The sequence below is a fragment of the Vibrio sp. 1249-1 genome (genome assembly GCF_033340495.1).
This window is the reverse complement of the sequence record NZ_JAWOWJ010000010.1, coordinates 45616-69610: the sequence shown is the minus strand read 5'-3', so window position 1 is coordinate 69610 and position 23995 is coordinate 45616. Positions and strand designations below refer to the sequence as shown.

General features: G+C 43.3%; 22 protein-coding genes. 7 read left to right on the top strand and 15 right to left on the bottom strand.

What is annotated here, in order from left to right:
• Window positions 1-11: 11 nt before the first annotated feature.
• The 7 genes from R7Z50_RS17335 to R7Z50_RS17305 form a co-directional block, all read right to left on the bottom strand.
• Window positions 12-215 (bottom strand): EscE/YscE/SsaE family type III secretion system needle protein co-chaperone, encoded by a 204-nt coding sequence (locus R7Z50_RS17335; protein ID WP_005377198.1) that lies wholly within the window; start codon window positions 213-215, stop codon window positions 12-14.
• On the bottom strand, window positions 202-1503 hold the full coding sequence (gene sctD, locus R7Z50_RS17330) for a type III secretion system inner membrane ring subunit SctD (RefSeq protein WP_154204535.1): 1302 nt from the start codon (window positions 1501-1503) through the stop codon (window positions 202-204). The genes R7Z50_RS17335 and sctD overlap by 14 nt, the downstream gene beginning before the upstream one ends.
• Window positions 1504-1508: 5 nt before the next feature.
• Window positions 1509-3383, bottom strand: a complete 1875-nt coding sequence (gene sctC, locus R7Z50_RS17325; protein ID WP_238939336.1) for a type III secretion system outer membrane ring subunit SctC — start codon at window positions 3381-3383, stop codon at window positions 1509-1511.
• The gene (locus tag R7Z50_RS17320; protein WP_318149175.1) at window positions 3380-3808 is read right to left on the bottom strand and encodes a YscB family type III secretion system chaperone; all 429 of its coding nucleotides are present in this window, start codon (window positions 3806-3808) and stop codon (window positions 3380-3382) included. Before R7Z50_RS17320 ends, sctC begins: the two co-directional genes overlap by 4 nt.
• Before the next feature lie 12 nt (window positions 3809-3820).
• Window positions 3821-4801, bottom strand: a complete 981-nt coding sequence (locus R7Z50_RS17315; protein WP_005377193.1) for a T3SS regulon anti-activator ExsD domain-containing protein — start codon at window positions 4799-4801, stop codon at window positions 3821-3823.
• Window positions 4802-4949: 148 nt separating this feature from the next.
• Entirely contained in the window at window positions 4950-5810 is an 861-nt protein-coding gene (locus R7Z50_RS17310; RefSeq protein ID WP_005377191.1) for an AraC family transcriptional regulator, read from the bottom strand.
• A 609-nt stretch (window positions 5811-6419) separates the two neighbouring features.
• On the bottom strand, window positions 6420-6833 hold the full coding sequence (locus R7Z50_RS17305; protein WP_053307000.1) for a YscW family type III secretion system pilotin: 414 nt from the start codon (window positions 6831-6833) through the stop codon (window positions 6420-6422).
• Between the two features lie 388 nt (window positions 6834-7221).
• Between R7Z50_RS17305 and exsC the strand changes: the two genes are divergently transcribed.
• Window positions 7222-7668 (top strand): type III secretion system regulatory chaperone ExsC, encoded by a 447-nt coding sequence (gene exsC, locus R7Z50_RS17300; protein ID WP_017821349.1) that lies wholly within the window; start codon window positions 7222-7224, stop codon window positions 7666-7668.
• 8 nt (window positions 7669-7676) lie between these two features.
• On the top strand, window positions 7677-7982 hold the full coding sequence (gene exsE2 / locus R7Z50_RS17295; protein WP_053306999.1) for a T3SS regulon translocated regulator ExsE2: 306 nt from the start codon (window positions 7677-7679) through the stop codon (window positions 7980-7982).
• A gap of 126 nt (window positions 7983-8108) precedes the next feature.
• Here the strand turns inward: exsE2 and R7Z50_RS17290 are convergent, their stop codons facing one another.
• On the bottom strand, window positions 8109-9629 hold the full coding sequence (locus R7Z50_RS17290; protein ID WP_053306998.1) for an aldehyde dehydrogenase family protein: 1521 nt from the start codon (window positions 9627-9629) through the stop codon (window positions 8109-8111).
• A gap of 239 nt (window positions 9630-9868) precedes the next feature.
• On the opposite strand from R7Z50_RS17290, the gene R7Z50_RS17285 reads away from it, so the two are divergent.
• Entirely contained in the window at window positions 9869-11635 is a 1767-nt protein-coding gene (locus R7Z50_RS17285; protein WP_053306997.1) for a sigma-54-dependent Fis family transcriptional regulator, read from the top strand.
• A gap of 61 nt (window positions 11636-11696) precedes the next feature.
• Here R7Z50_RS17285 and R7Z50_RS17280 read toward each other — a convergent pair whose 3' ends face one another.
• Window positions 11697-11834: a hypothetical protein gene (locus R7Z50_RS17280; protein ID WP_005377165.1), complete on the bottom strand. Its 138-nt coding sequence runs from the start codon at window positions 11832-11834 to the stop codon at window positions 11697-11699.
• Window positions 11835-12412: 578 nt separating this feature from the next.
• On the opposite strand from R7Z50_RS17280, the gene R7Z50_RS17275 reads away from it, so the two are divergent.
• The gene (locus R7Z50_RS17275; RefSeq protein ID WP_005377162.1) at window positions 12413-12616 is read left to right on the top strand and encodes a hypothetical protein; all 204 of its coding nucleotides are present in this window, start codon (window positions 12413-12415) and stop codon (window positions 12614-12616) included.
• A gap of 10 nt (window positions 12617-12626) precedes the next feature.
• Here the strand turns inward: R7Z50_RS17275 and R7Z50_RS17270 are convergent, their stop codons facing one another.
• The 4 genes from R7Z50_RS17270 to zwf form a co-directional block, all read right to left on the bottom strand.
• Complete coding sequence (locus tag R7Z50_RS17270; protein ID WP_005377161.1) at window positions 12627-13154, bottom strand: hypothetical protein; 528 nt, start codon at window positions 13152-13154, stop codon at window positions 12627-12629.
• 226 nt (window positions 13155-13380) lie between these two features.
• Window positions 13381-14829 (bottom strand): decarboxylating NADP(+)-dependent phosphogluconate dehydrogenase, encoded by a 1449-nt coding sequence (gene gnd, locus R7Z50_RS17265; RefSeq protein ID WP_005377160.1) that lies wholly within the window; start codon window positions 14827-14829, stop codon window positions 13381-13383.
• Window positions 14830-14867: 38 nt separating this feature from the next.
• Complete coding sequence (gene pgl / locus R7Z50_RS17260; RefSeq protein ID WP_017634562.1) at window positions 14868-15584, bottom strand: 6-phosphogluconolactonase; 717 nt, start codon at window positions 15582-15584, stop codon at window positions 14868-14870.
• Complete coding sequence (zwf, locus tag R7Z50_RS17255) at window positions 15581-17083, bottom strand: glucose-6-phosphate dehydrogenase (RefSeq protein WP_017634563.1); 1503 nt, start codon at window positions 17081-17083, stop codon at window positions 15581-15583. Before zwf ends, pgl begins: the two co-directional genes overlap by 4 nt.
• Window positions 17084-17620: 537 nt before the next feature.
• Here zwf and R7Z50_RS17250 point away from each other — a divergent pair.
• Both R7Z50_RS17250 and R7Z50_RS17245 read left to right on the top strand, forming a co-directional pair.
• Window positions 17621-18586 (top strand): helix-turn-helix domain-containing protein, encoded by a 966-nt coding sequence (locus R7Z50_RS17250; protein ID WP_238969908.1) that lies wholly within the window; start codon window positions 17621-17623, stop codon window positions 18584-18586.
• A gap of 99 nt (window positions 18587-18685) precedes the next feature.
• Complete coding sequence (locus R7Z50_RS17245; RefSeq protein WP_258616815.1) at window positions 18686-20821, top strand: TonB-dependent siderophore receptor; 2136 nt, start codon at window positions 18686-18688, stop codon at window positions 20819-20821.
• A 91-nt stretch (window positions 20822-20912) separates the two neighbouring features.
• Here the strand turns inward: R7Z50_RS17245 and R7Z50_RS17240 are convergent, their stop codons facing one another.
• Together R7Z50_RS17240 and R7Z50_RS17235 are read right to left on the bottom strand one after the other, a co-directional pair.
• A complete protein-coding gene (locus R7Z50_RS17240) occupies window positions 20913-21599 on the bottom strand; it encodes a response regulator (protein ID WP_017634565.1) in 687 nt (228 codons plus the stop codon).
• Window positions 21596-23215: a sensor histidine kinase gene (locus R7Z50_RS17235; protein ID WP_258476788.1), complete on the bottom strand. Its 1620-nt coding sequence runs from the start codon at window positions 23213-23215 to the stop codon at window positions 21596-21598. Before R7Z50_RS17235 ends, R7Z50_RS17240 begins: the two co-directional genes overlap by 4 nt.
• Window positions 23216-23691: 476 nt before the next feature.
• Here R7Z50_RS17235 and R7Z50_RS17230 point away from each other — a divergent pair, with 476 nt between their 5' ends.
• Entirely contained in the window at window positions 23692-23919 is a 228-nt protein-coding gene (locus R7Z50_RS17230; protein WP_005377125.1) for a hypothetical protein, read from the top strand.
• The last annotated feature ends 76 nt before the right edge of the window (window positions 23920-23995 follow it).

Sequence of the window (23995 nt, the reverse complement as noted above, 5' to 3'; positions counted from 1 at the left end):
CCTCGTATTTTTTAGTTAGCTTCGTATGATTCAACGACCGCATGGGCGGCGGTGTAAGCTTCATACTGTTTGAGTAGCAATTGGTACTGCTGTGGTGAGCACCCTAAATCCAACTGACGTTTCACCACCGCTTGTGCTTCTAAGAGCTTGCTCTTAATCTTGTGCACTTCCGCACCGTTTGTGTCGTTATTTAAAATTTGTTCAAGATTTGTCATTGTTCGTCTCGCCTTCATATCCAAGTTCTATTGTTATCACCCGCCCGCCTTTAACCAACTCAATACCAGCAGGTGTAACACTGGATATTCGGTAGCCCTGAGGCGTTCTTGCACCGACCATATAGCGAACGTTATCGGTTAGAATCACATATGGAACCTGGCCAAAGTTAACGCTACGAAACGGGAAATCGATGTTGGTGCCTTTACTCACCTTAGGTATGGATTTCAAAACTAAGTACGGTTTCTCACCATATTGTTCCCGGAAGTCTCGGGTCACACCGTAAAATCGAGTCGTTTCGATATCATCAAGCTCACCACGAACTTCAATGCGATCACCGCTGGTGACCAACTGGACTTTTTTCAGTAGCTCCGCATCCGTCAATAACGCTTTTAGCGTATCCATGTAGGCACCAGCTCGCTGCAGTTCAACCTTCCACGCAATAAGACCCGGCACGTCTCGCTCCAAAATTTGTTCAACTTGGTTCCAGCGGCTGGCATCATCGATATAGCCCGTCAGCAGCAGTGTGCCGGTCTCATCGCCATTTTCGACTTTCACTTGGTGATAGCCGAGGTTGCGCAAAATAAATCGAACCCCGCGACGGATTTCTTCCATCGTTCTTAAGTCACTTTTGTAATTGATGCCCAATACATCAATTCGACCAAGCAGATCGAGTTTCTGTGTTCGGTCTTCAACATAGCCCTCTAAGACTGCTTGGCGTGCGGCGGCATTCCATTCCACGCGAACGTCGCTAAGTTTGAGCTCGCCTAAGATGTTACGTACCAAAACAATGGGTTCTGCTTCTGTAACAATTTCATTGTTGTTTCCGTTAGCTTGGCTGTACCACATACCGGCAAAAATGACACTCGGGACAAAACTACAAAGCAAAGCGATGAGCGTTGTTTTTTTCCAGCTAGAGCGTTGCACAGCAACCACAGGTGTATTCTGTTGGCTAGATTCGTCGCTGACGTTACTCACAATTAACGCATCTTCCGCGTATCCCAGAGCGAACTTCACAACGCCGACCGAGACAACAGCATGGCGTGACAACTCGATACCACCACCTGCAACAGCGATGTCTTCACTGTTAATATTTGCCTCTTCGCAGCCTCGTAAAATGACCGAGTCTTGCTGGCAAACGAGGGTGAAATGGTTCGCTTCGACCCCAGCATCAGACAGTACAAGATCAGCAATAAAGTCGTCACTGCCAAGCACGAGAGCACCTTCAGGTAAGGTGACTTCTACTCCGGTATGCACGCCTGATAAAATACGAATTTTCCATTGCTGCATCGCGGTTAAGACTCCTCTGAAGGGCGCACACACTCACTTTGTGAGTCATCACATTCCAATACTTTCACCCGCCAACCCTTTTGCCCTGTTGGTAATTGGCACTGCGTTAATTGAGACGACTTTTGCTGTGACAATAAGTCTTGTTGATAGCGCTCGGCTTGAACCCTCGATGTGCAGCTATATACTTCCACTACCGATTTAAATTCAGCGCTATTGTTGGAGATGTTGTTAAGCTTGCCGATACTTGGTCGCAAGTCATATTCGTTGCCAATCAACACACTATCGCCAATACCATCCACAACAATTCGAGGTTCTAAAATAAACATTCGTACTGTGCGGCGCTTAGTGTTGGTATTACTTCTAAACAGCGCGCCTAAATATGGGATGTCTCCTAGCAATGGCACTTTACGTAACTGATGGCTCACTTCATCTCGGTACACACCACCGATAAGTAAGCTTTGCCCTTGTTTAACCGTCGCTAAGGTGCTGATTTCAGTTTTACGAACGGAAGGAAGATCATCGACGCCACCATCAGCGATCTTTGCACCGTCTTCGAGATGAAGGCTCAGGTTAATTTCAGGTCGTGCAGCAAATCTATCACCAACGATACGTGGGACAATTCTCAGTAACGTGCCATATGTGACCTCTTCCAGCGCTGCGGTTTCTTTACCAACCAGCTTGACGTAAAAAGTGCTGCTGTTGTTCAGTACCGCTTCGACATTTTCCTGAGTTAACAATGTTGGTCTTGAAACCACTTGAGCACTGCCTTTGGATTCCAATAAACGAATTTGAGCCAGCAAGTAATTTAGGTTGGTTGAATCAAGCAAGGACTTAAAGTTCTGTCCACTGCCGAGCGTCACATCCCCCGAATTCACATCACCTGTTGTTTTGATATCGACAATGCGGTTGTTTCCGACAGACACTCCCGCTCGCCAATCAACGCCTAACTGACTTAAATCGTTGGCACTGATATCGACAATCGATAGCGCGACTTCAATTCTTGATTGCGGCTGGTCTAATTGCGCGACCAGTTTACGATAGAGCGGTAATCGTGCTTGAGTATCACGAACGATAATCGCATTAAGGCCCGGCTCTGCTTCAACTGTTGCACCACCATGAACTGAGGCGGTTTTATTACTTTTTACAGGCTTATCTGAACTGGTAACTTCTTTGCTAGACGCACTCGTCACTTGAGTTTGAACACCAGACACGACCCGTTTTAACACCGATGCGATACCAGGGACCGTAATTGTCTGATCGCGATATGCAATTTCTCTATCCGTTGCAGAAGCGTACTTCAAAGGAATTATCTCAACGAATAATTCGTCGGTTGAATTCGATTTCTGCAGCAAGCGCGTTTCCAATGCCTCCGCCGTTTGTACCACTAAGTCGACATAACGTGGAGGACCCGCAAGATAGACTAACCCTTTGCTCTCAGCAGCTCTCCAACCATAACGAGAATCCCAAACGCCGGTGGAAATTAACGTACTGCGTAGCTCTCTAGCCGTAAGTAATTCCAATTGAAGTAAACGTGAGCGAGTTTCTGTCGCCTTATAGACATGTAAGACGGCTCCATCGAAATACCACATCAAGTTGTACACTTGCGATAAGTAATCGAGGAATTCCGCCGGATCTTCAGGGGTAAAACGCCCATTCACTCGATCGTTGACTTTGTCACTAACAGAAACCGAGACACGATAATTTGCACCGAAGTTATTCAACAACTCTTTTAATGAGTCATTATCTGCATAGTAGCGGAACGGTTGTTCGGGCCAGTGTAAGTCTGTTGCTTGCGCGTATCCCAAAGGAACAACACTCACTGCGCATAACAATGCCTTTGTTGCAGCACGCCTAATGTTGGGAAAGATTTTTAGCATCATGGTAACCACACTGTATGGTTGATTGTGTGGTTCACGCGTTCTTGTTCCAATAATGCAATGTAACGCTCACATAGATTGACGTGCTTAGAAAGCAAAGCAGAGAACCGTTCCACCGAACAGTCCTCAACCCTTACTTTACTTTGCAAAATCAATTGCTGATCATCATTGGTTGTCAGTACGCCGCCATCCTCACGAATGGCTTTTAATGAGAGCTGCATGCAACGTTGTAACGCTTGTTCTTGTTGATAATCTAGATGCTCTTTAAACTGGAAGGGTAACGTCGCTTCCCATAAAATCCATGACGCATGTTGCTTGATGGTCAGTGATAACTGGTCAACCTCGATGTTGTAAGAACCATTTTCTGAGGCAATAAAATCCCCTACCTTTAGCGCTTCCGCTAAAGATTTCATCATCTTATCTAACATTTAACGCCCTATTTAGATCTGGCTGAGGTGATTGCAAGCCTGGCCGCACTGACCACTTTGAGTATCAAAATAGTAGTGATCGATATCACCAACAGTTTGCATGTTCTTGAACCATTGCCATACTTTCGCAACCGCATTTTGGTCGTTGTAAACCACATCGCATGCATCCCAAACTTCGTTCAGCTCGGGGGCTTCAAGTCGCACTTCCGAACACCAATTTTTCCACTCAGAAATAAATTGTTCGGTTGTAGAGGTGTACTCCGCGAACCCTTTCAGCTCGTCTAAAGACGGTTGCCACTTCTCAATTAACAAACGATGACATTCAATCACTTGCAACTGTTGTTCGCTTAACGTCCCAAGTTGCTTTTTAAGTTGATGCTGCTGGCTCTTAATAAGATCGAGTTGCTGTTGAACAAAGACGGCACTGGTGTCTTCCCCTGATAGCTTCGACCAATATTCCTTCTGAATATCGAGTTGATTGATAAGTTGTTCAACTTTAATCGAAGCATGAAGAGCACTTTGATCGACTTGTCGGTTAATCCACTCGTTGAGTGATAAATGGAAACAAAGCATCAACGTTTTTGGGACAGCCAAATTAAAGCGAAAGCCCAGACGAGAGTTGATGTAGTCCAGCCTTTGTTCGAACGTTGTGATTGTGCTGCTATCACTGAGCTGCGATCCAATTTCCAAAAATAAACGCATGGCAAACCGGTCTATCGAAGCACCAAGTTTTTGATACGTTTTAACTAACTGGCTAGCGCATAGGCTATCGACGACATTTCTATCCAACAAGCGTTGAAGTAAAGATAACTGCTCATAATTTATGACGCCTTCACTCAACAATTGTCGGTGATTGACGTGCACAACATTGAGATCCTGCGTAGGTTTCGAGGCGCTTTCATAACGAGCTCCTCTTTGTAAAACAGTCACTTTCCGCTGTGTCACTATGCTGTCTGGAAAAAGCGAACGGCGTCGCCAATGCTGCTTTTTCATTTATGTTCGTCTCCGCACCCCTTTCGAACAATCCAGAAAGAAAGAGATGTAATAATTTTTAATCGTTCGTTGTTACACGATACATAATAGAATTTACACTGGTGAGTGACTTTCAAAATTAGTCAGAAAATTTTAGTCCCAAGTCATTTCATTTCGCGATAGCCACTTGATCGTCTCCCGAACGTACGCGGCTTGGGGTCGTTCCAAAACGACGACGGTAACTCTGCGTAAAGTAAGACTGACTGGAAAACCCTGCCTCCATCGCCACATCTACGATGCTCATCTTGCTCGTCAACAGCAGTTTATGAGCATGCAGTAGTCGACGCTCACTGATCCAAGCTCTTGGAGAAATGCCATAGTGCTCATTAAAAAGCTCTTTAAAAGTGGTTAAGCTGGCACCAAACTCCTGCGCGTAGTCTGTCAACTTCCATTCTTTTAAGTAATGCTGTTCCATAAATCGACGTAACCGTTCCGACGTACGGTTTGTTTGTTGTGACAGCAACGCATACAGTGATTCTCCTCCTTTGCTGTGTAGCAAGAGAATGAGTAGTTCTTCGTATTTTAGGCACATAATGGCATCAGGGTACGCTTGTTGCTCAAGCGTCTGCATGCTAGAAAGCACTTGTTCAACGAGTATGTTCAAACCAAAAGTAAACAAACCAGAACAAACTTTGTCTACCTTAGGCAGCATCATCAAGAGATCACTGTGTTTTTGCAGCAACTGACTAACGAGTTCATTGTCGTAAGCAATAATCGACGCTTTGTATGCCCCATCTAGCGGAGAGTACTCTAACAAGTAATCCCCTTGAGATAGAAATACCCCATTTTCTGCAGCAACATCGATTGTGCAATCACCTGTTTGAACTCGAAGCTGACCATTGTGAACGACAACAATGTGAGACTGGTCTGAGTGAAATACTTCGTCAGATTTTTCATAGCAGGAAAAACTACGAATTTTTCGTGAACTCGAGTCGACCCTTTCTGAGTTTAGTTGGCCTGACACATCCATTTTCTACCCTTCATTATTTTGAGTTTCTCAGTGCAAATGTTGAGAAACTTTCAAAGCACTACTTTGATTGTTGTTATTTCTAAGTACTGCTGTATGAATTAAAGAAGCAAAGAAAAGAGCATAGAAGTTCTATCACTTACCATACCCCCCGAATAATTAGCGAATAACCCAAGCATTACCTTTACCTAAAGGTAAAAGTTTGACTTAGTAAATTTCTGCTGTCCGTCTTTATTATTTTTATCAGATAGCGTTTATCATTAGCCAAAACTTAAATATCATTTCGTTATTTAAGTTTGGTTGTTTTGTTATACATTAGAATACAATTAAATAGATTTCGGCATCGTTTCGAGAACAAAATTAAATTTCCAAAATCATAAAAATGTATATTTTATAGCCTAAAACGCCAAGCCAACGTGTTCAAGGAGCGAGATATAATCATAAAAATTACTGTTTTTGCAACAAGTATGAGTCTAAAAAACAACTGACCCGATGACTTCAAAGTCATGTAATTAATGTTTATAAAAGACAACAAATCTTTCACAACAGGAAAGATATGGTCTTTATTTTTATAAATTAGAAAATTCTAATAAAAATGTAGTACTTAAAATTTTATCTGTTTATTTTTGGAACAAGAATCAAGTTTTCTTGTTTATTTCCCTCTAAAAATAAATAGTTCTTTTCTTTTTCAGCAACGAGCTCACCGTTTGAATAAAGCTTTCCAATAATCTTCATTTTTCCTTCACCAGCTTGAATTGGTGCAATTAAAAACGAATACTGCACAGGCAACTGAACGCCTTGGTAGCTCTGAGATACCGATTTAAGACATTGATTATCATTAACTTTACATATTTCCACTTCAAGAGAAGTAATCGAAGGTGGAAAGTAGCCGTCGACAGAAACCCAACCATAGACTGATGCCTGACTCTGTGTATCAAAGTCATCCACCCCATTGACGGACACAGTCTGACTGCACCCACTCAGTATGAACAACCCAATAAAACCAGCCCATATAGAATTGTTCATTATGACCCCATAAACTTATTTTATATAATCTAGCTCATTTGAAATTCACACAATTCTTTATGTAAAAATATAAAAGATCAACTTATATTTATACTACAAGCGGACAATAAATCGCATTTTTCAACAACACGTAGTTAACATGGACTGTAATTTCAAAAACAGTTTCTGCTCTCTTTCATTCCTTCCTTAATTGAAGTTCATTAGAGAAAAGTGATATTCATATATATCATTACCATCGAGATATGCATCTGAACACACTTACTTTTATCTTTCTATTTCTCTCAACACATTTAAAAGCCAAAATATAATAACAACCGACTAATATTGATAAACATGAAGAGATACATCTAATATTTTCCTTGATAAAATTTCAAAAGGGACTATTCCTATGTCAGCACGCCAAACTATCGATGAGATTTTGCTAAAGTTTGCTCATCAAATAGGCTTGCCTGCACTGCATCTAACGGAAAATGAAGTAAGCTTAGCCTTTGATGATAATCTAAGGGTGCATATCATCTTTCATCCAGAATCGACCACTCTGCAGCTCGAAGCTGAGATTGTTGGCCTTCAAATTGTAAATTCCGATCTCTATCGCTCTTTCTTGGCCTTTAATTATCACTGGCCTGAGCACCAGTTATTTTTTAGTTTAGATAACCACCGACATGTCCTATGTTTAAACCGACTCATTAACATTAGGCGACTGGATTACGAATATTTTGAAACAGCTTTAGCAGAATTGCTGACGCACAGCGAGTCGTGGGAAGCGTTATTGTCTTCTCATGTAACCATTGATAAGGCACCACCGATGCCACAAACTTTAGACTTGAGAGTTTAGGTGTCTTTATGTCCAATGACATCCAATCCACATACACCAATTCATCGGTTCATGACGTTCAACAAGCGCAGCAAAGTGATGTAGTGCCGCAAGGAACGTTTCATGGCCGTAAAGTCACCCTACTCTCCTCATCAGAAAGCAGTCTGATGCGAACAAGCTCTAAAAGAGAGCTTGGTGAATGTTTAAATCAATTTGCCAGTCTCGAATCTTGCAATCGCGTTTTGGACTTTGAACCGCAACTCAATATTGACAAGCAAAACGCCGCCGTAGAAAAGCTTATGGAACGAAAAGTGGCGATAATTCAACGTTCCTGATATCACAATAAAAGCAGGTTAAACATCTAGGTTAACCTTCAGCCGACAAGCTCACGCTAATAAAAAACCCCGAAGATTCGGGGTTTTGATTCATACTGCTTTTTCTTTATTAATTACTTAGTTTCACTAGAAGAAGCCTAACGGGTCGATGCTGTAGCTAATCAGCAAGTTCTTAGTATTCTGGTAGTGATCCAGCATCATCTTGTGCGTTTCGCGCCCGATACCCGATTTTTTGTAACCACCGAACGCTGCGTGTGCAGGGTAAGCGTGGTAACAGTTAATCCAGATCCGGCCAGCTTCAATATTACGGCCCATACGATATGCAACGTTCGCATCACGTGTCCAAACACCTGCGCCTAAGCCATATTCAGTGTCGTTTGCGATTTCCAACGCTTCAGCCTCATCTTTGAATTTGGTGATAGCGATCACTGGGCCAAAGATTTCTTCTTGGAAGATTCGCATCTTGTTGTGGCCTTCCAACATGGTTGGCTGAATGTAGTACCCCTGGTTGATAGACTCTGGCTGTTCTGACACTCCACCACCAAAGACCACTTTTGCGCCTTCTTCACGGCCGATTTCCAGGTAACTTAAAATCTTATCAAACTGTTCTTGAGAAGCCTGAGCACCGACTTGAGTATCGGTATCGAGCGGATTACCTTGTTTAATCAGCTGTGCACGTTCCGTCAGTTTCTTTACAAACTTGTCATAAATCGCTTCATGAACCAGTACGCGAGATGGACAAGTACAAACTTCACCTTGGTTGAAGAAACCAAGTAACGTACCTTCGATACACTTATCAAGATACTCATCTTCGTAATCGAAGATATCTGAGAAGTAGATGTTTGGAGATTTACCACCTAACTCAACTGTCGATGGGATCAAGTTGTCTGCTGCACATTTCAGAATGTGGTTGCCAACTTGCGTAGACCCGGTAAAAGCGAGTTTCGCAATGCGGTTGCTGGTTGCTAATGCTTGACCCGCTTCAGAACCATATCCGTTTACAACGTTGATGACACCAGGAGGAAGAAGGTCACCGATTTTTTCCATCAGAACCAGAATGGATGTTGGGGTTTGCTCTGCTGGCTTCAATACCACACAGCAACCCGCCGCTAGTGCCGGTGCTAGTTTCCAAGCCGCCATCAACATTGGGAAGTTCCACGGAATAATTTGACCAACCACACCAATCGGTTCTGGGAAGTGGTAGCTTGCGGTGTGCTCATCCAGTTCTGCCGCACTGCCTTCTTGTGCGCGAATACAGCCAGCGAAGTAACGGAAGTGATCCACTACTAAAGGTAAATCTGCCGCCAAGGTTTCGCGAACTGGTTTGCCGTTTTCCCAAGTTTCTGCAACTGCAAGCTCTTCTAGATGCTGCTCAATACAGTCAGCAATTTTCAGCAAGATGTTCGAACGTTCTGTCACGCTGGTTTTGGCCCATTTTGCTCTGATGTTGTGCGCGGCATCCAGTGCTAAATTAATATCTTCCTCGCCAGAGCGAGCAACTTTACAATACGCTTGTCCGTTGATTGGTGAGATATTGTCAAAGTACTCACCACCCGTTGGTTTTACCCATTCCCCACCGATAAAGTTATCGTAATGCGATTTAAAGTTAACAATGGCATTTTCACTACCTGGCTGTGCATAGATCATAACTCTTCCTTTTGTTTCTCGTTCAATGTGTTATTGCAGTGTCGTATCGCACTGTTCACAAAGAGCATTACGCAAGTCACACGCCAACTACGCCACACTTGTTGTTAATTAAATGTAAAACTATGATTACCAAGCGATAACAAACCAAGTGAGCGATGTTTGAGCGGATGTATGGTGTGAACACCAATGTTCAAGTGTTCCAAAATGGCACACCCTCACTGTGACAAAATGGTACAGTCATGGAACTTCAACATATTAGCGATAACAATTGGCTTTCAACTTCATGGGTCAGAAGTGAACAAGCGGGTTTAAAACAGCGTCGACGCCCTGAAGATATTCGAGTAACGCCAGCAACGCTCCAAGATAGGCGTCACCAACTCAATTTTTTGCTAGAGGCAGTCACTCAATTTGCACTCCCTTTGTTTAATCAGCTATTTGCTCATAGCGACAGTCGCTTAATTTTGACGGATTCAGATGGTGTCATCATCGGCAGTTGGGGACAGCCTAGATTTCGTGAGAAGTTAACGGAAATCTCGCTAAGCTCTGGAGCATGCTGGCAAGAAAAGGTCAAAGGCACCAACGCGATTGGTACAGCTTTGGTTGAAGCAAAGCCCGTTTCTGTTATTGGTGATCAGCACTTTATCCAACACCATCGTTTTATTAGCTGTTCGGCTAATCCTATTTTCGATCATCTTGGTAACCTCATCGGCGTATTAGATATTACGAGCGAGCAAAAGAGACATGACTTCTCAACGCAAGTACTAGTACAAAACATGGTCCAGCAAGTGGAGAATCAACTACTTAACTTGATTCCTCAAGGGCATATTCGTGTGGATTTAGCGTGCGAAAAAGGTTTACTGAATAGTGGTTGGCAAGGAATTATCATTGCAAATGAAGACGGACAAGTTTTGGCTCACAATCAAGTAGCCTCTCAACTTTTTGCGCAAAAAAGTATCATTGGGCAATCCTTAGACGACATTCTATCCACTCGGGGAAATGAGCACCCTTTCGTTTTCAAAACAAAACCGCTTACCGATAAAGATAGCAAGGTCAAGTCTCGTGCTGTAGCGGCGTCCAATGATCTTCATTATGGCGACTCCGCTGTTGAGCACTGTTGGCAGCAAGCTAATCGCGTCATCGATAAAGACATCAGTTTGTTGATTCTCGGAGAGACTGGTGTTGGCAAAAACGAGTTTGTAAAAGCACTCCATAAAAACAGCCAGAGAAAAACGGGACCGTTAGTTTCCGTCAACTGCGGAGCGCTACCAAAAGATCTGGTTGAATCTGAATTATTTGGCTACGTAGCCGGTGCCTTTACTGGCGCAAACAGCAAAGGCTATCAGGGAAAAATTCGCCAAGCACACAAAGGGATTTTGTTTCTAGATGAAATCGCAGATTTACCCTTGGAAGCTCAAAGCCGATTGCTCCATGTATTGCAAGATAAAACCGTGCTTCCCGTGGGTTCAAACCAAAGTATTCAAGTCGATACACAAATCATTGCAGCCACGCATAAAGATCTGGAACATTTGGTCAGCGAAGGATTGTTCCGCCAAGATTTGTATTATCGCCTTAATGGCTTGATCATTGAGCTACCTCGCTTTGAGGAGCGTGAAGATAAACGACAACTGATTGAGAACATTCATCGGCGTCACGCCGAATCTGAACAACAGCTTTGCCCTCACCTACTTTCTCTGATGCTGTCTTACTCATGGCCAGGAAATTTGCGTGAACTCGATAGTTTAATCAAAGTATCCGCCTTAATGGCGCAAGGTGAAGAAATATTGGAACTCACACACGTCCCAGCCCACCTAAGTAAGAAACTCAGCCAAGCTCAAGAAGGGGCAGCATCCACTGAACCAACTTCAGAACTGCGTGCAACCGTCGAAGATAAGTTGCTCAAAACATATCAAGCCAATCAGGGGAACATTAGCAAAACGTCTCGTATGCTTGGTGTGAGCCGAAATACCATTTACAGAAAGTTGAAAAGCCTTGGCATATTAAGTTAATTCTACGACCTCAGATACAAAAAGAGCACCGTTGCGGTGCTCTTTCTCTTTGAAACCTAGCTTACAGGCCGCCTTGTTGTTGCGCCTGTTTTACTAATGCCTGACGTTGAGTTTCCTTCTCAGAGATCACTTGATTGTCCTTGTGCATTTCCTGTTCCAATTCTGCTGGAATGAAAACAAAGTACTTGTTAAGAGTCATCTTAGAACCTCAATTTGCTGTGTTAATTACCTTCTTGGTCGACGTAAACAAAACCAGAAAAACATGTTTTACTGGATCCTTGTTGCTAGTTTCAAAAAATAAAGGATGTCCATATAATAAACATCCTCCATGTGGGCGCTAATTATAGGCGTAGTTTAAAGGCTTACCTAGCACTCTTTTTCACCTTTTGTGCAATCTGAGTTTCGATCGAAAAACGGATTTAATTGCCCGTAATTACTAAGGTATTGTTAAAAAGAGAAAAAAGCTTTTACTGTAACTGACGACAGGGATGAGCTTACGAGTGTAGGTTCACTTGCAATTGTGTATCGTAGAGTTCGAATACGATAATAATAACGCTACATGCCCTTAATCTGCGTAGTTAAAAACTTTGAAGTGATAGACAACCGAAGTCATATCTGTGCAACTCAGTTTAACGATTTGTCTACCAGTTCAATATTTCACCTTTTTTGAGAAATCTTTAGCCACTTTTTTGTGTGAAACGCCCCAAAAGAGCAGACAATTAAAAGTGTGGCATATGACCACAATTGTCTATCCCCACTTAGCTTCGGGAGGCGTTTATGAAAAGTAACAAACTTGGCCATGTGATGTCTTTCAGCAGGATGTTTTCCTTCATCGCATTCTTGACGGCCACATTCGCATGGATTCTCAGCATGTACGCCCTATTTACTGTTTCTTTAGTGGCTCTTGTGGTCAGTGCAATTCTCTACCTAAAAGACAGGTTTTATCAAAACAAGAAAACGACCACTGAAAAGAGCGCCTAGGCGCTCTTTTCTATTGAATGTCATTTCTGTGTGACTTGATATAGTTATCAATCCGTTCGAGTTCGTGAAAATAACCATACATACCAATACGATTAATTTCTGGTTCTATACAGTATTTTTCTTCTTTTACCATAGCTTCTACAAACATTCCGCTTGATGCAATTGTGAAAGGTGGACACGCTGAGTAACCATTATTTTCTGCAATATACTTCAATCGCCCAAATTCAAAAATTTGACCTGGAATAGCAACGATAAGGGACAAGACAATTGTTATAGTTATCACTTTAATCGGCACTTTGACTAACTGAGTCATTCGATCAAATAAAATATAGACCAATAATGTAGGGCACAAGAGTAAGCTTGCGATACTTAAAACATATGACGCATCAATGTAGACCACTTGAAAACCACTACTGAGCTGAAGCGGTAGAGATTCGAAAACGAAATGATGATAAAGGCGATAGATGGAGTAAGTAATCAGTAATATGAACATAAGCAACACGAAAGCTGTGTGAAATGGATGCTTCTGTTGTGTCATTTCTATTACCTTATAGTTGAGGAGACGGCAGAGAGCGGCTTAGCTTCACTCTTCGAAGAGAAATATTAAACTGCTAGCAAATGCATGCTCTCCCATTTCTGAGAAGTGCGTGACGAATCAACGTTTAATGTAACTTTTAAATCTACCAATATCTTACAGACACAAAAAAGGATGCAACTTGGGCATCCCTTTATATCTTTATATATAGTCGGTTTACTTAAAACGATTACACGTCGTAAGTTGTAGACGCTGTGTCGCCGCCTGTACCAGTCCAGTTAGTGTGGAAGAATTCACCACGTGGACGGTCAATACGCTCGTAAGTGTGAGCACCGAAGTAGTCACGTTGAGCTTGAAGCAGGTTCGCTGGTAGACGTGCTGTTGTGTAACCGTCTAGGAAAGATAGCGCAGAAATCGTACATGGCATTGGGATACCAGACTCTAGAGATTTCGCTGCTACTTTACGCCATGCTGCTAGGCTGCCTTGTAGGATGTTTTTGAAGTACTCATCAGAACCTAGGAATGCGATATCTGGGTTCGCTTCGTACGCATCACGGATGTTGCCTAGGAACGCCGAACGGATGATACAACCACCACGCCACATTAGCGCTACGTTACCGTAGTTTAGGTCCCAACCGTTCTCGTTAGACGCTTCGCGCATTAGCATGAAGCCTTGAGCGTAAGAGATGATCTTAGAAGCTAGTAGCGCTTGACGTAGTGCATCAACCCACTCTTGCTTGTCGCCTTCAACTGGAGTGATTGTCTTACCGAATAGAGACTCAGCTTCAACACGTTGGTCTTTCAGTGCAGATAGACAACGAGAGAATACAGACTCAGAGATAAGCGTTAGTGGAATGCCTAGGTCTAGTGCGTTGATACCAGTCCATTTACCAGTACCTTTTTGGCCAGCTGTGTCTAGGATCTTCTCAACTAGAGGCTCGCCGTCTTCATCTTTGTAGCCAAGGATGTCAGCAGTGATTTCAACAAGGTAGCTGTCTAGCTCAGTCTTGTTCCAATCAGCGAATACTGCTTGCATCTCGTCTGCAGACATACCAAGACCGTCTTTCATGAACTGGTAAGCTTCTGTGATAAGCTGCATGTCACCGTATTCGATACCGTTGTGTACCATCTTAACGAAGTGACCAGCACCGTCGTTACCAACCCAGTCACAACATGGCTCACCAGCGTCAGTTTTCGCAGCGATACCTTGGAAGATAGGCTTAACCGCTTCCCATGCTTCAGCAGCACCGCCAGGCATGATAGATGGACCGAAGCGCGCACCTTCTTCACCACCAGATACACCAGTACCGATGAAGTGGATACCTTTTTCACGTAGTGCAGCAACACGACGGTTTGTATCTGGGTAGTTAGTGTTACCACCGTCAATAATGATGTCGCCTTTGTCTAGCAGAGGTACTAGCGCTTCGATGAACTTGTCTACAACGTCACCAGCGCGAACCATCAACATTACTTTACGCGGCGTTTCTAGCTTCTCTACTAGTTCTTCTAGAGAGTATGCACCGATGATGTTCGTGCCTTTTGCTGGACCTTCCAGGAACTCGTCTACTTTAGCAGCAGTACGGTTGTGAGCAACCACTTTAAAGCCGTGATCGTTCATGTTTAGGATAAGGTTTTGACCCATTACTGCTAGGCCAATTACACCGATATCACCTTTCATTGTTTCTCTCCAATTTTATTTCATCGACGAGCAGCGTCTTAAGCAATTTTTGCTGCCGCGTCTAAATCTAAATACCATTCCGTTAGGCCCGATTTCGCTTGAATCTTAGCCGCTGGGTATGGCAGTGCGTGTGCTGGTGAACTGTTAATTTCTTCAACAATGTCCGCTTTTCCTGCACCAAGCACTAAGTAACTAATGCGTTTCGCTGCTTCTAATACGCGTGCGGTTTTCGACACACGAAGTTGGCCCGATTCAGGATGCGACGCCACAAGAGATAGGTTCGCATCATCATAATTCGTTTGGCCAGGGAACAGAGAAGCTGTATGACCATCTGCACCAACGCCTAATAAGATCCAGTCAAACACAGGTGTGCCGTTTTCACTCGGGATCACCTCTGCCATCTCTTTTGCAAAGCGCTCGGCTTCTGCTTTAGGCTCATCTTCGCCACGGATGCGGTGAATGTTTTCCGCAGGAATATTTACTTGGCTAAACAACAACGTGTTCGCTTCACCGTAGTTGCTTTCTGCATCGTCAGGGGCAACACAACGTTCGTCACCCCACCAAAAGTGGAGGTTTTCCCATTGAATGGAGGTTGCGTAAGCCTCTGAAGCCAGTAGTTTAAACAGCATTTTAGGAGTGCTGCCGCCAGAAAGAGAGATGTGAACAGGTCTGCCCATTTCGCTAAACGCTTTCATATCGTTAGCTAGGCTTTCAACTACCTGTTCTGCTGTTTGGTAGATCTTATGGTTGATCATAGTTCACAGTAATCCGTATCTGTTAAGTTTTTACATGGGAAACGCCAAGCGCGGCCATCACGCTGTAACAAGTCATCTGACTCTTTAGGTCCCCAAGTGCCGCATGCGTACCCGAAGAGGGATTGTGGATCTTGCTTAAAATCTAAGATTGGCTGTACGTATTGCCAACACGCTTCCACCGCATCACTACGTGCAAATAGCGTAGCATCACCATTCAAAGCATCAAGTAGAAGGCGCTCGTATGCCGTTAGCATTTGCGTTTCTTGCAGGTCAGCGTAATGGAAGTTCATTTTCACTTCCTTCGCTTCAAAGCCTGCGCCTGGCTCTTTCAAGCCAAAGCTCATTTGAATGCCTTCGTCTGGTTGAATACGAATGATCAGCTTGTTTTCTGGTGCGTTTTGACCAAACACAGGATGCGGTGTTTGTTTAAAGTGGATAACCACCTCAGTAACGCGTGTTGGAAGACGCTTACCAGTACGCACGTAAAATGGCACGCCATTCCAACGCCAGTTGTTGATGTACGCTTTCAAACCGATGTAAGTCTCTGTACGAGAATCGTCTGCAACTCCCGGCTCTTCACGGTAGCCGCGTAGGCTTTGCCCACGAACTTCAGACGCCGTGTATTGGCCTAATACTAGGTCATTGCGCAGAGCGTTTTCGTCTAATGGCTTTAAGCATTGAAGCACTTTTACCACTTCATCGCGCATCGAGTCTGCATTGATTTGCGCTGGTGGTTCCATACCTACCATTGCTAATACTTGTAGCAAGTGGTTTTGGAACATGTCGCGCACAGCGCCAGAGTTGTCGTAGTAACCACCACGCTCCTCTACGCCAAGGAATTCTGCGCCTGTGATTTCAACGTAATCAATGAAGTTACGGTTCCAAAGCGGCTCAAACATCGCATTAGAGAAACGAAGCACAAGCAGGTTTTGTACCGTTTCTTTACCTAAGTAATGGTCAATTCGGTAGATTTGATGCTCTTGGAAGTGCTCGTGAATTTCTTTGTCCAGAATACGCGCCGATTCAAGATCATAGCCGAATGGTTTCTCAATGATCAGGCGTTTCCAGCCATCCTCTTCACTGTTAAGGCCATGTGCTGCAAGACTTGCAGGGATCACACTGTATAAACTTGGTGGGGTTGCTAAGTAAAAAAGCGTATTGCGTTGCTCGAATTGATATTCGTCCGCAAGTTGGTCTAAGCGAGAAGATAGCTTACCGTAATCTTGTGTGTCAGAAGTATTAATTGCTTGGTAGTGCAGATGGTTAATAAATGCATCAAGCGTTTCTGGCTCAGTCTTTTCCATTTCCTGAAGCGATTTTTTCAGCTTCGCGCGGTAAGACTCATCACTGTATTCAGTGCGACTTACACCCAGAATGGCAAAATTCTCTGGAAGCTGCTTGTTCGCGTAGAGGTGGTATAAAGCAGGAATGAGCTTACGGTACGTAAGGTCACCTGAAGCACCAAAAATAACGATGCTACTGTTTTCTGGTATTACCATCATCTTTCCCTTAAAAACGAGGTACTTATTGTGTGCCCGGATACGGCTAGAGAATGAGCCAACCCTATCAATGGCACCTCAAAATAGAAAATTGGTCTTACCTATTACGTTGATAGGTAAAGTCTATGGGCCCAAAGAACCTCAAGAAGTTGCATTTCCGATTCTTGAAAACACGACGTATTGAGGTCATTTAAGTCACTTATGTCTCAAAAGTACACACTGTACTCGCTGGAGGAGAGTCCGACACGGGGCAATATTGTCTACGACTATTTGATTTACATCAACACTTGCCAGTGCAAACGTTTAAATAAGTTGCACAAAACGTCATAAGCGATTGTATTTTATTGATAAAAAAAGTTTCATCTGAACACTCCAAAATTTAAGCAAAAACTCTAATGTGGGCAATAATTACTCATCCTTGCAAGCCATTACAGTTTTATCGTGATCTGTGTTACTTACTTTTTATTTCATCATCCTATTGATAATGATACTCAATTAAAGATAATGAAATCACTATTAATGTGAAAGTAGAACGCCATGAAATCAAGCGCCATTAACCCACATCCCATAAACCGAATACAATCGGTGCTTGACTACATTCACACCAACTTAGACAGCACTCTGAGCGTAGATGAAATATCAAAAGCAAGTTGTTGGTCGCGCTGGCAACTGCAACGCGTATTTCAACAACACACTGGCGTATCCGTCGCTCACTATATCAGAGAGCTTAAACTTAGCCTTGCGGCTGAGCGCTTAATCCATACTTCTGACCGCTCGTTAGATATAGCGATAGAAATGGGATTTACATCTGAACACGCATTTAGCCGAGCGTTCAGGAATATGTTTTCAAAAAGCCCCCGTGAATATCGAAAAACGCAACAACTCTCCGGGTTGAGACAACCTTTGACGCTGCGTAAGACACCAAAAGAAGAGAAAAAACATCAGCGCTTTATTGAAGTTCGAATAGAAACAAAACCGGCTTTTGAACTTGCTGGTTATCATGAACCTATTCACGGATTGTTTTCTGCTACGCCCGATTTCCAATCCAAAGTACCGTCACTTTGGTCACGTCTTTATTCATCTGAAAACCTTAATAATTCGGAAAGTACTTACTTTGGCGTGATTGATGTGACGCAAGCGTATTCAAACAACCAACAACTTGAGTACTGGGCAGGTTATGAGTGTAGTCCAACAGTAAACGCATCAAGATCAACGAACTCTTCCAACTCGGGGTTAGACCTCTTGGCTGTTCCTGAGCAAACCTACGCCGTCATTACACACATAGGCAAAGCATCAGAGCTCGCCTCAACGCTGGAATGGTTTATTTTACATTGGCTACCCTACTCTAATTATCATGCTATCGATGGTTATGAGTTAGAGCTTTATCCAGAAGGTTATGATGTTGATAGCGAACAAGCACAAATGCAGTATTGGATTCCTGTCGAGCCAAACGACGCGCTATCTTTAAAACCTAAGAACAGAAGAATACGTTCCAAAGATTAGTGTTTTGCACCAAATTGTTAACTTTTCCTATTTCTTTGAATATAGAATACAAATAACAATCATTATCAATAAATAGAAAAAGTAGTGGAATTTATAAATATGGAAAGTCCGATTCGATTTCATCGTTCAGCGGTTGCTATCGTCGTATCCGCATTGCTCGCTGGCCACGCCAATGCGACTGAGAGCGTATTCCAACACGAAACGATTACGGTGCTAGGAGAAACATACCGAAACACCGCAACTAAAACCGTTTTAGAACCGGAGGAAACACCGCAAGCGATCACGGTAATCACTAAAGATGACATGGACCTACGCGGCGTAAACTCGGTGAGCGAAGCATTGCGTTATGCGCCTGGCGTAAATACAGAATTGCGTGGTGGTGCCGTTTCCCGACTTGACCTATTCAATATTCGTGGTTTTATTAACTACACCAACTTTTATGATGGTCTTCCTTTGCTGTACAACGGTTGGAACCTTCAACCGCAGGTCGATTCCGTTGCTCTTGAGCAAATCGAGGTTTTTAAAGGGCCAACGTCTGTTCTTTACGGCAATATTCCACCAGGAGGTATGGTCAACATTATCGCCAAGGCGCCTCAGTCAACACCCTCGCACTCTGTCTCGATTAGTACAGGGACTAACAGCCTAAAAGAACTGACGTTCGACACCACAGGACAAATTGGTGATTCTAATGTGGATTACCGTATCGTCGGCCTGGCAAAACAGCGAGATGGTCAAGCCGATACGTCTGAAGATGAACGTTATGTACTCGCCCCATCTTTCAATTGGCAAGCGACAGAAAGCACATTAGTGAACGTGAATGTTTACTATCAAAATGATCCATCAGCAGGTATCTACACGACTGTGCCTGCGTCTGGCTCAGTGATTAAAAACCCACTTGGCTCGATGTCACCAAACACTTATTTGGGGGATGAGGACTGGAACACTTACGAACGCGAAGTTCTGATGATGGGTTACAAAGTCCAACACGACTTTAACAACAATTGGCAATTTCTACAGAATGCCCGCTACATGACCGCCGATGCCTATCAGGAAAACACATATAACGGTGCACTTGAAGCGGATAACCGTACCGTTGGTCGAAATGCCTATTTAACCGATGAAAAGTCCAAATCCTTTGTGATTGACAACCAACTATCTGGCTACGTTAAAACAGGAAATTTTGAACATAACTTATTGTTCGGGCTTGATTATCAGTATCTAGATTCAGATGTAAAATACAAAGACACGCTTGGGTATTCGCTAACTCAGGACATTTTTAATCCTGACCACAACAGCATTGATCGTAATGCACTGAATTTCCAATACAAACAAAACTTAGATATCAAAACGAAGCAGATTGGCGTTTATTTCCAAGATCAAGTTCGTTACGACCAACTTGTAATGATTGCAGGTCTTCGTTGGGATAAATACGATTCAAATACAGACGCCGTTAGCGATTATCTAGGAGCAGTATCCAACAGCAAGGAAGAGTTAGACGATACCAACGTATCTTTCCGAGTCGGTGGTTTGTATGAGCTAGACTTTGGTCTCTCGCCATATCTTACTTACTCGGAAAGTTTTGAGCCAATTGCGGGTGCCGACTCTTCTGGTAAAGCATTTGAGCCATCAACCGGTCATCAATGGGAGTTAGGCTTTAAATACGCCCCATTATCTGGTGATATCTCAGGTAACTTAGCACTCTTCCATATTACGAAGAAAAACGCGATCTTGACCGATCCGAATAATCCATATGCACCAAACTATCAAGCGGGCGAAGTGGTATCACAAGGTATTGAACTTGAGGCAAAATGGCAAGCCACAGCACAAGCTGATTTCACTCTAGGCTATACATATACCGATATGGAGATTACCGAGGACAGTTATTACAACCAAGAAGGTAAAACGCCGGTTTGGGTACCTGAGCAAACGGCCTCTCTATGGGCCAATTACTTCTTTGAAGGAAATCTTTCAGGCCTTCGTACCAGTGCTGGCGTTCGCTATGTCGGGGAAGCACAAATTGATGCACAGAATAGTCAAAAAGTACCGGACTACACCTTGTTTGATTTAGCAGCAAGTTACGATTTCTCAACGGTATCTGAATCAATGAAAGGGGCTAGCGTCACGCTTTCTGCAAGCAATCTATTCGATAAAGAATACTATTCTTGTTACGACAAAAATAACTGTTGGTTTGGCGCTGAGCGCTCTATCGAAGCGAAGTTAGAATACAACTTCTAACCTCTTAGAACGGAACAGCAGTAATTTGTAAAGCGATGGTTTCTACAACAAGCCATCGCTTTTTATTTTGCATAGAGCATCAATATAAACGCTACCGTGTCACTTTTTTATAGCACCTTTCTGGCCTACCAACAGAGCCATAGTTTAAATCAGCCTCTAGTTCACCAGTGCTGATAAGATACTCCAAATAGCGCCTCGCCGTTGTTCGGCTCGCGCCGATCTTTTCGCCTGCCTCATCAGCGGTCAGCACACTGCCATTTGGGAACAACTCTCTGATCTTGTCTAGGGTTACACCATCAATCCCTTTTGGTAATCGGTTCGGCAAGTTGTCTTGATTGGCGTGAGACTGCAGCATTTTATCAACGAGGTTCTGATCCAAACTCTCTACGATGTCTAGTTGTTGGCGTTGGGACACATACTTTTTCAGTGCGGCATCTAAGCGTGGAAACATCACTGGTTTTAACAGGTAATCGACAACGCCACCCCTCATCGCCTGTTGTAATGTATCGACATCCCTTGCGGCTGTAATCAAAATGACATCACACGTTTGGTTACTTGCACGCAGTGTATTTAGTATCTCAAGCCCTGTGCCATCGGGAAGATAGACATCCATCAATAGTAAATCTGGCTTAAGAATGTCGAGTTGCATTTCTGCTTCCATTCTCGTGGTCGCAATTCCAACCACTTCCAAACCTGTCAGTTGGCTTAAGTATTTGTGGTGCAGCTCAGCAATAGCCAGATCATCTTCAATGATCATTACGCGAGTCGCCATACTCATAATTGTTCTTCCTTGGGTAAGTACACCGTTATTCTTGTCCCATAATTTGTATTGGGTATCATCTCAACATGGCCGTGATATCGAGTAGCAAGCTGATTGACAAGGTGTAACCCAACACCTCGATTTTGACGAGATTTCGTCGAAACGCCTTTTGTAAATAATGTTTGTGGATCCATTGTTTTTGGGAGGCCACAGCCATGATCTATCACCTCAAGTATCACTTCATTTCCGTAATCGCTAACGGACACATCAATGTTTCTGCGTTCTGACGCAACATTTGATTCATCGCGAATTGAAGTTAACGTGGCATCGAAAGCGTTATCAATCAAATTACCCAAAATTGTGACTAGTTCTTCCGAATTTAGCCACTCAGGCAGGGGCTCCAGACGACTGCCTTCCTCAACCACCAGTTGTAAGCCTAACTCGCGAGCACGTTCAGTTTTTCCAAGCAACATACCTGCAATTAGCGGGTCCTTAACGGTATCTCTTAAAAACTCAATCATTGCTTGATAGTGTGCGGTTTCTTGTCCAATTAACTTTTGCACCGCATCAAGTTCACCCATTTGTACTAGCCCACTAATGGTGTTGAGCTTATTGCGATGCTCATGGGTCTGCGAACGTAACAAATCTGCATATTCCTTGGTTTGTGATAGCTGCTCGGTTAGATCATTGATTTCATCCCTTAAACGGAAACTCGATACCGCCCCCACGATTTTTCCATCAACATAAATTGGAGAGCGATTTGCAATCAGGCGCTTATGATTAAGGAATATTTCAATATCATGATCTTCCTGCCCGCTTTCTAACACTGTATATAGATCGCTATCACGCAGCGTATCAGTCAAAGGTTTATTGAGCGCTGATTCTCTATCAATACCGAGAATCTGGCAGGCACTACGATTTATCGAGCGAAGTATCCCTTGGGCATCAATGCTTAACACGCCCTCTTTGATGGTGCTCATCGTCACTTCTAATTCGCCGTACAACCGCCCTATTTCTTCAGGCTCAAAGCCTAAAATGGCGCGCTGAAACTTTCTCGACGCATAATTGGATACAATGGCATTAGCGACGACAACTACGATGACCATTAAAATCAAAAAGGCCAAAAATGGTTCGATGCGGTCTTGCAGTCGGTCGAGCAAATAGCCAACCGAAACCACACCAATGATGTTCCCTTGCTCGTCAAAAATCGCAGCTTTACCACGAACTGAATAACCTAACGAGCCCTGTGCCGTCGAAACATAAGACAACCCCTGTTCTAGCGCTCGACGATTGTCGCCACCTCTCATTGGCTTGCCCAACCGCTCATCAACAGGGTGGATTAAGCGTACTCCCTTATGGTCGCCAATAACGATGAATGCAGCACCTATGGCTTCGGTTAATTCTCTAAAGCGAAGTTGGTATGGCTGGGGGTTTTGGGTTTCGATCATTTCACGAACAACCGCTGAGTCCGCTAAAAAACGGGCAACACCCAGTGCTTTTTCTCCCATTTCTTGCTCTTGATTGATTTTGAGATAAGTGAACCCCGCGGCGACAAGCAATAACAGCTCTATCAACCCCGATAGCGTCATGATAATGAGCATCCGCTTACGAAAGCTGATGGTTTTCCAACTCATTGATACATCCTTGTGATTCACTCTTGAGCGTAACGTTAACACTCAGTTAACAGCATGACGTTGTCGCGGTGATAAATCTGTGAGGAAGGCAAACAAACCGCAGAGTTTACGGTTAATTAATCGACGAGCTGAAACATAAAATTACAACCATTCACCAAATTTAGCATTCCTCTCTGATACTCAATTCCATACATAAATTGCCCTTAAAATCATGATCGCGATCACATCGATTTTAGCGGTTTTTGAGGCGTTTTTAGACTTTACAACGTATAATTTTTAATCAACGAAACCAATGAGAGTTTCGGTTTGAAAGCAGTGAAGCTGGAAGTCTATTAAAAGCTCAACATTGATGTCAGTGGTTTGGACAAAAATAAAACAAAACACAAATACTGACTACATGACAAACACTTAGACACCATCTGAAAACTGGAAAACTATAAACAGAGGTGCATTTATAGTTAGAAGGAACACCAAACATGGAACGCGATACCTTTGGAATATGCCTGAATAAGGCGATGCTGTCAGAGAATATGTATTCAACATTTACACACGTCAGGGCTTATGAAAAAAACGGAGGCGGTACTTCTGATCTCAAAGTCCTGTTATCGTTCCCTCAAATGAGTGGAAAAGATCTATTGAATACGATGCGAGGTTCTCGTCAGCTCGAGTGGAGAGCGGAGTTTCACTGTCCATATACGAAATAAATTTGTAACATCTCCCGCGCCCAGCACAAATATAACTGGGCGCATACTACTGCCCAATTTTCCCTCCTACTTAACA

Coding starts and splice junctions, on each gene's coding strand:
- R7Z50_RS17335 (WP_005377198.1), bottom strand. CDS start 215: ATGACAAATCTTGAACAAATTTTAAATAACGACACAAACGGTGCGGAA.
- sctD (WP_154204535.1), bottom strand. CDS start 1,503: ATGCAGCAATGGAAAATTCGTATTTTATCAGGCGTGCATACCGGAGTA.
- sctC (WP_238939336.1), bottom strand. CDS start 3,383: ATGATGCTAAAAATCTTTCCCAACATTAGGCGTGCTGCAACAAAGGCA.
- R7Z50_RS17320 (WP_318149175.1), bottom strand. CDS start 3,808: ATGTTAGATAAGATGATGAAATCTTTAGCGGAAGCGCTAAAGGTAGGG.
- R7Z50_RS17315 (WP_005377193.1), bottom strand. CDS start 4,801: ATGAAAAAGCAGCATTGGCGACGCCGTTCGCTTTTTCCAGACAGCATA.
- R7Z50_RS17310 (WP_005377191.1), bottom strand. CDS start 5,810: ATGGATGTGTCAGGCCAACTAAACTCAGAAAGGGTCGACTCGAGTTCA.
- R7Z50_RS17305 (WP_053307000.1), bottom strand. CDS start 6,833: ATGAACAATTCTATATGGGCTGGTTTTATTGGGTTGTTCATACTGAGT.
- exsC (WP_017821349.1), top strand. CDS start 7,222: ATGTCAGCACGCCAAACTATCGATGAGATTTTGCTAAAGTTTGCTCAT.
- exsE2 (WP_053306999.1), top strand. CDS start 7,677: ATGTCCAATGACATCCAATCCACATACACCAATTCATCGGTTCATGAC.
- R7Z50_RS17290 (WP_053306998.1), bottom strand. CDS start 9,629: ATGATCTATGCACAGCCAGGTAGTGAAAATGCCATTGTTAACTTTAAA.
- R7Z50_RS17285 (WP_053306997.1), top strand. CDS start 9,869: ATGGAACTTCAACATATTAGCGATAACAATTGGCTTTCAACTTCATGG.
- R7Z50_RS17280 (WP_005377165.1), bottom strand. CDS start 11,834: ATGACTCTTAACAAGTACTTTGTTTTCATTCCAGCAGAATTGGAACAG.
- R7Z50_RS17275 (WP_005377162.1), top strand. CDS start 12,413: ATGAAAAGTAACAAACTTGGCCATGTGATGTCTTTCAGCAGGATGTTT.
- R7Z50_RS17270 (WP_005377161.1), bottom strand. CDS start 13,154: ATGACACAACAGAAGCATCCATTTCACACAGCTTTCGTGTTGCTTATG.
- gnd (WP_005377160.1), bottom strand. CDS start 14,829: ATGAAAGGTGATATCGGTGTAATTGGCCTAGCAGTAATGGGTCAAAAC.
- pgl (WP_017634562.1), bottom strand. CDS start 15,584: ATGATCAACCATAAGATCTACCAAACAGCAGAACAGGTAGTTGAAAGC.
- zwf (WP_017634563.1), bottom strand. CDS start 17,083: ATGGTAATACCAGAAAACAGTAGCATCGTTATTTTTGGTGCTTCAGGT.
- R7Z50_RS17250 (WP_238969908.1), top strand. CDS start 17,621: ATGAAATCAAGCGCCATTAACCCACATCCCATAAACCGAATACAATCG.
- R7Z50_RS17245 (WP_258616815.1), top strand. CDS start 18,686: ATGGAAAGTCCGATTCGATTTCATCGTTCAGCGGTTGCTATCGTCGTA.
- R7Z50_RS17240 (WP_017634565.1), bottom strand. CDS start 21,599: ATGAGTATGGCGACTCGCGTAATGATCATTGAAGATGATCTGGCTATT.
- R7Z50_RS17235 (WP_258476788.1), bottom strand. CDS start 23,215: ATGAGTTGGAAAACCATCAGCTTTCGTAAGCGGATGCTCATTATCATG.
- R7Z50_RS17230 (WP_005377125.1), top strand. CDS start 23,692: ATGGAACGCGATACCTTTGGAATATGCCTGAATAAGGCGATGCTGTCA.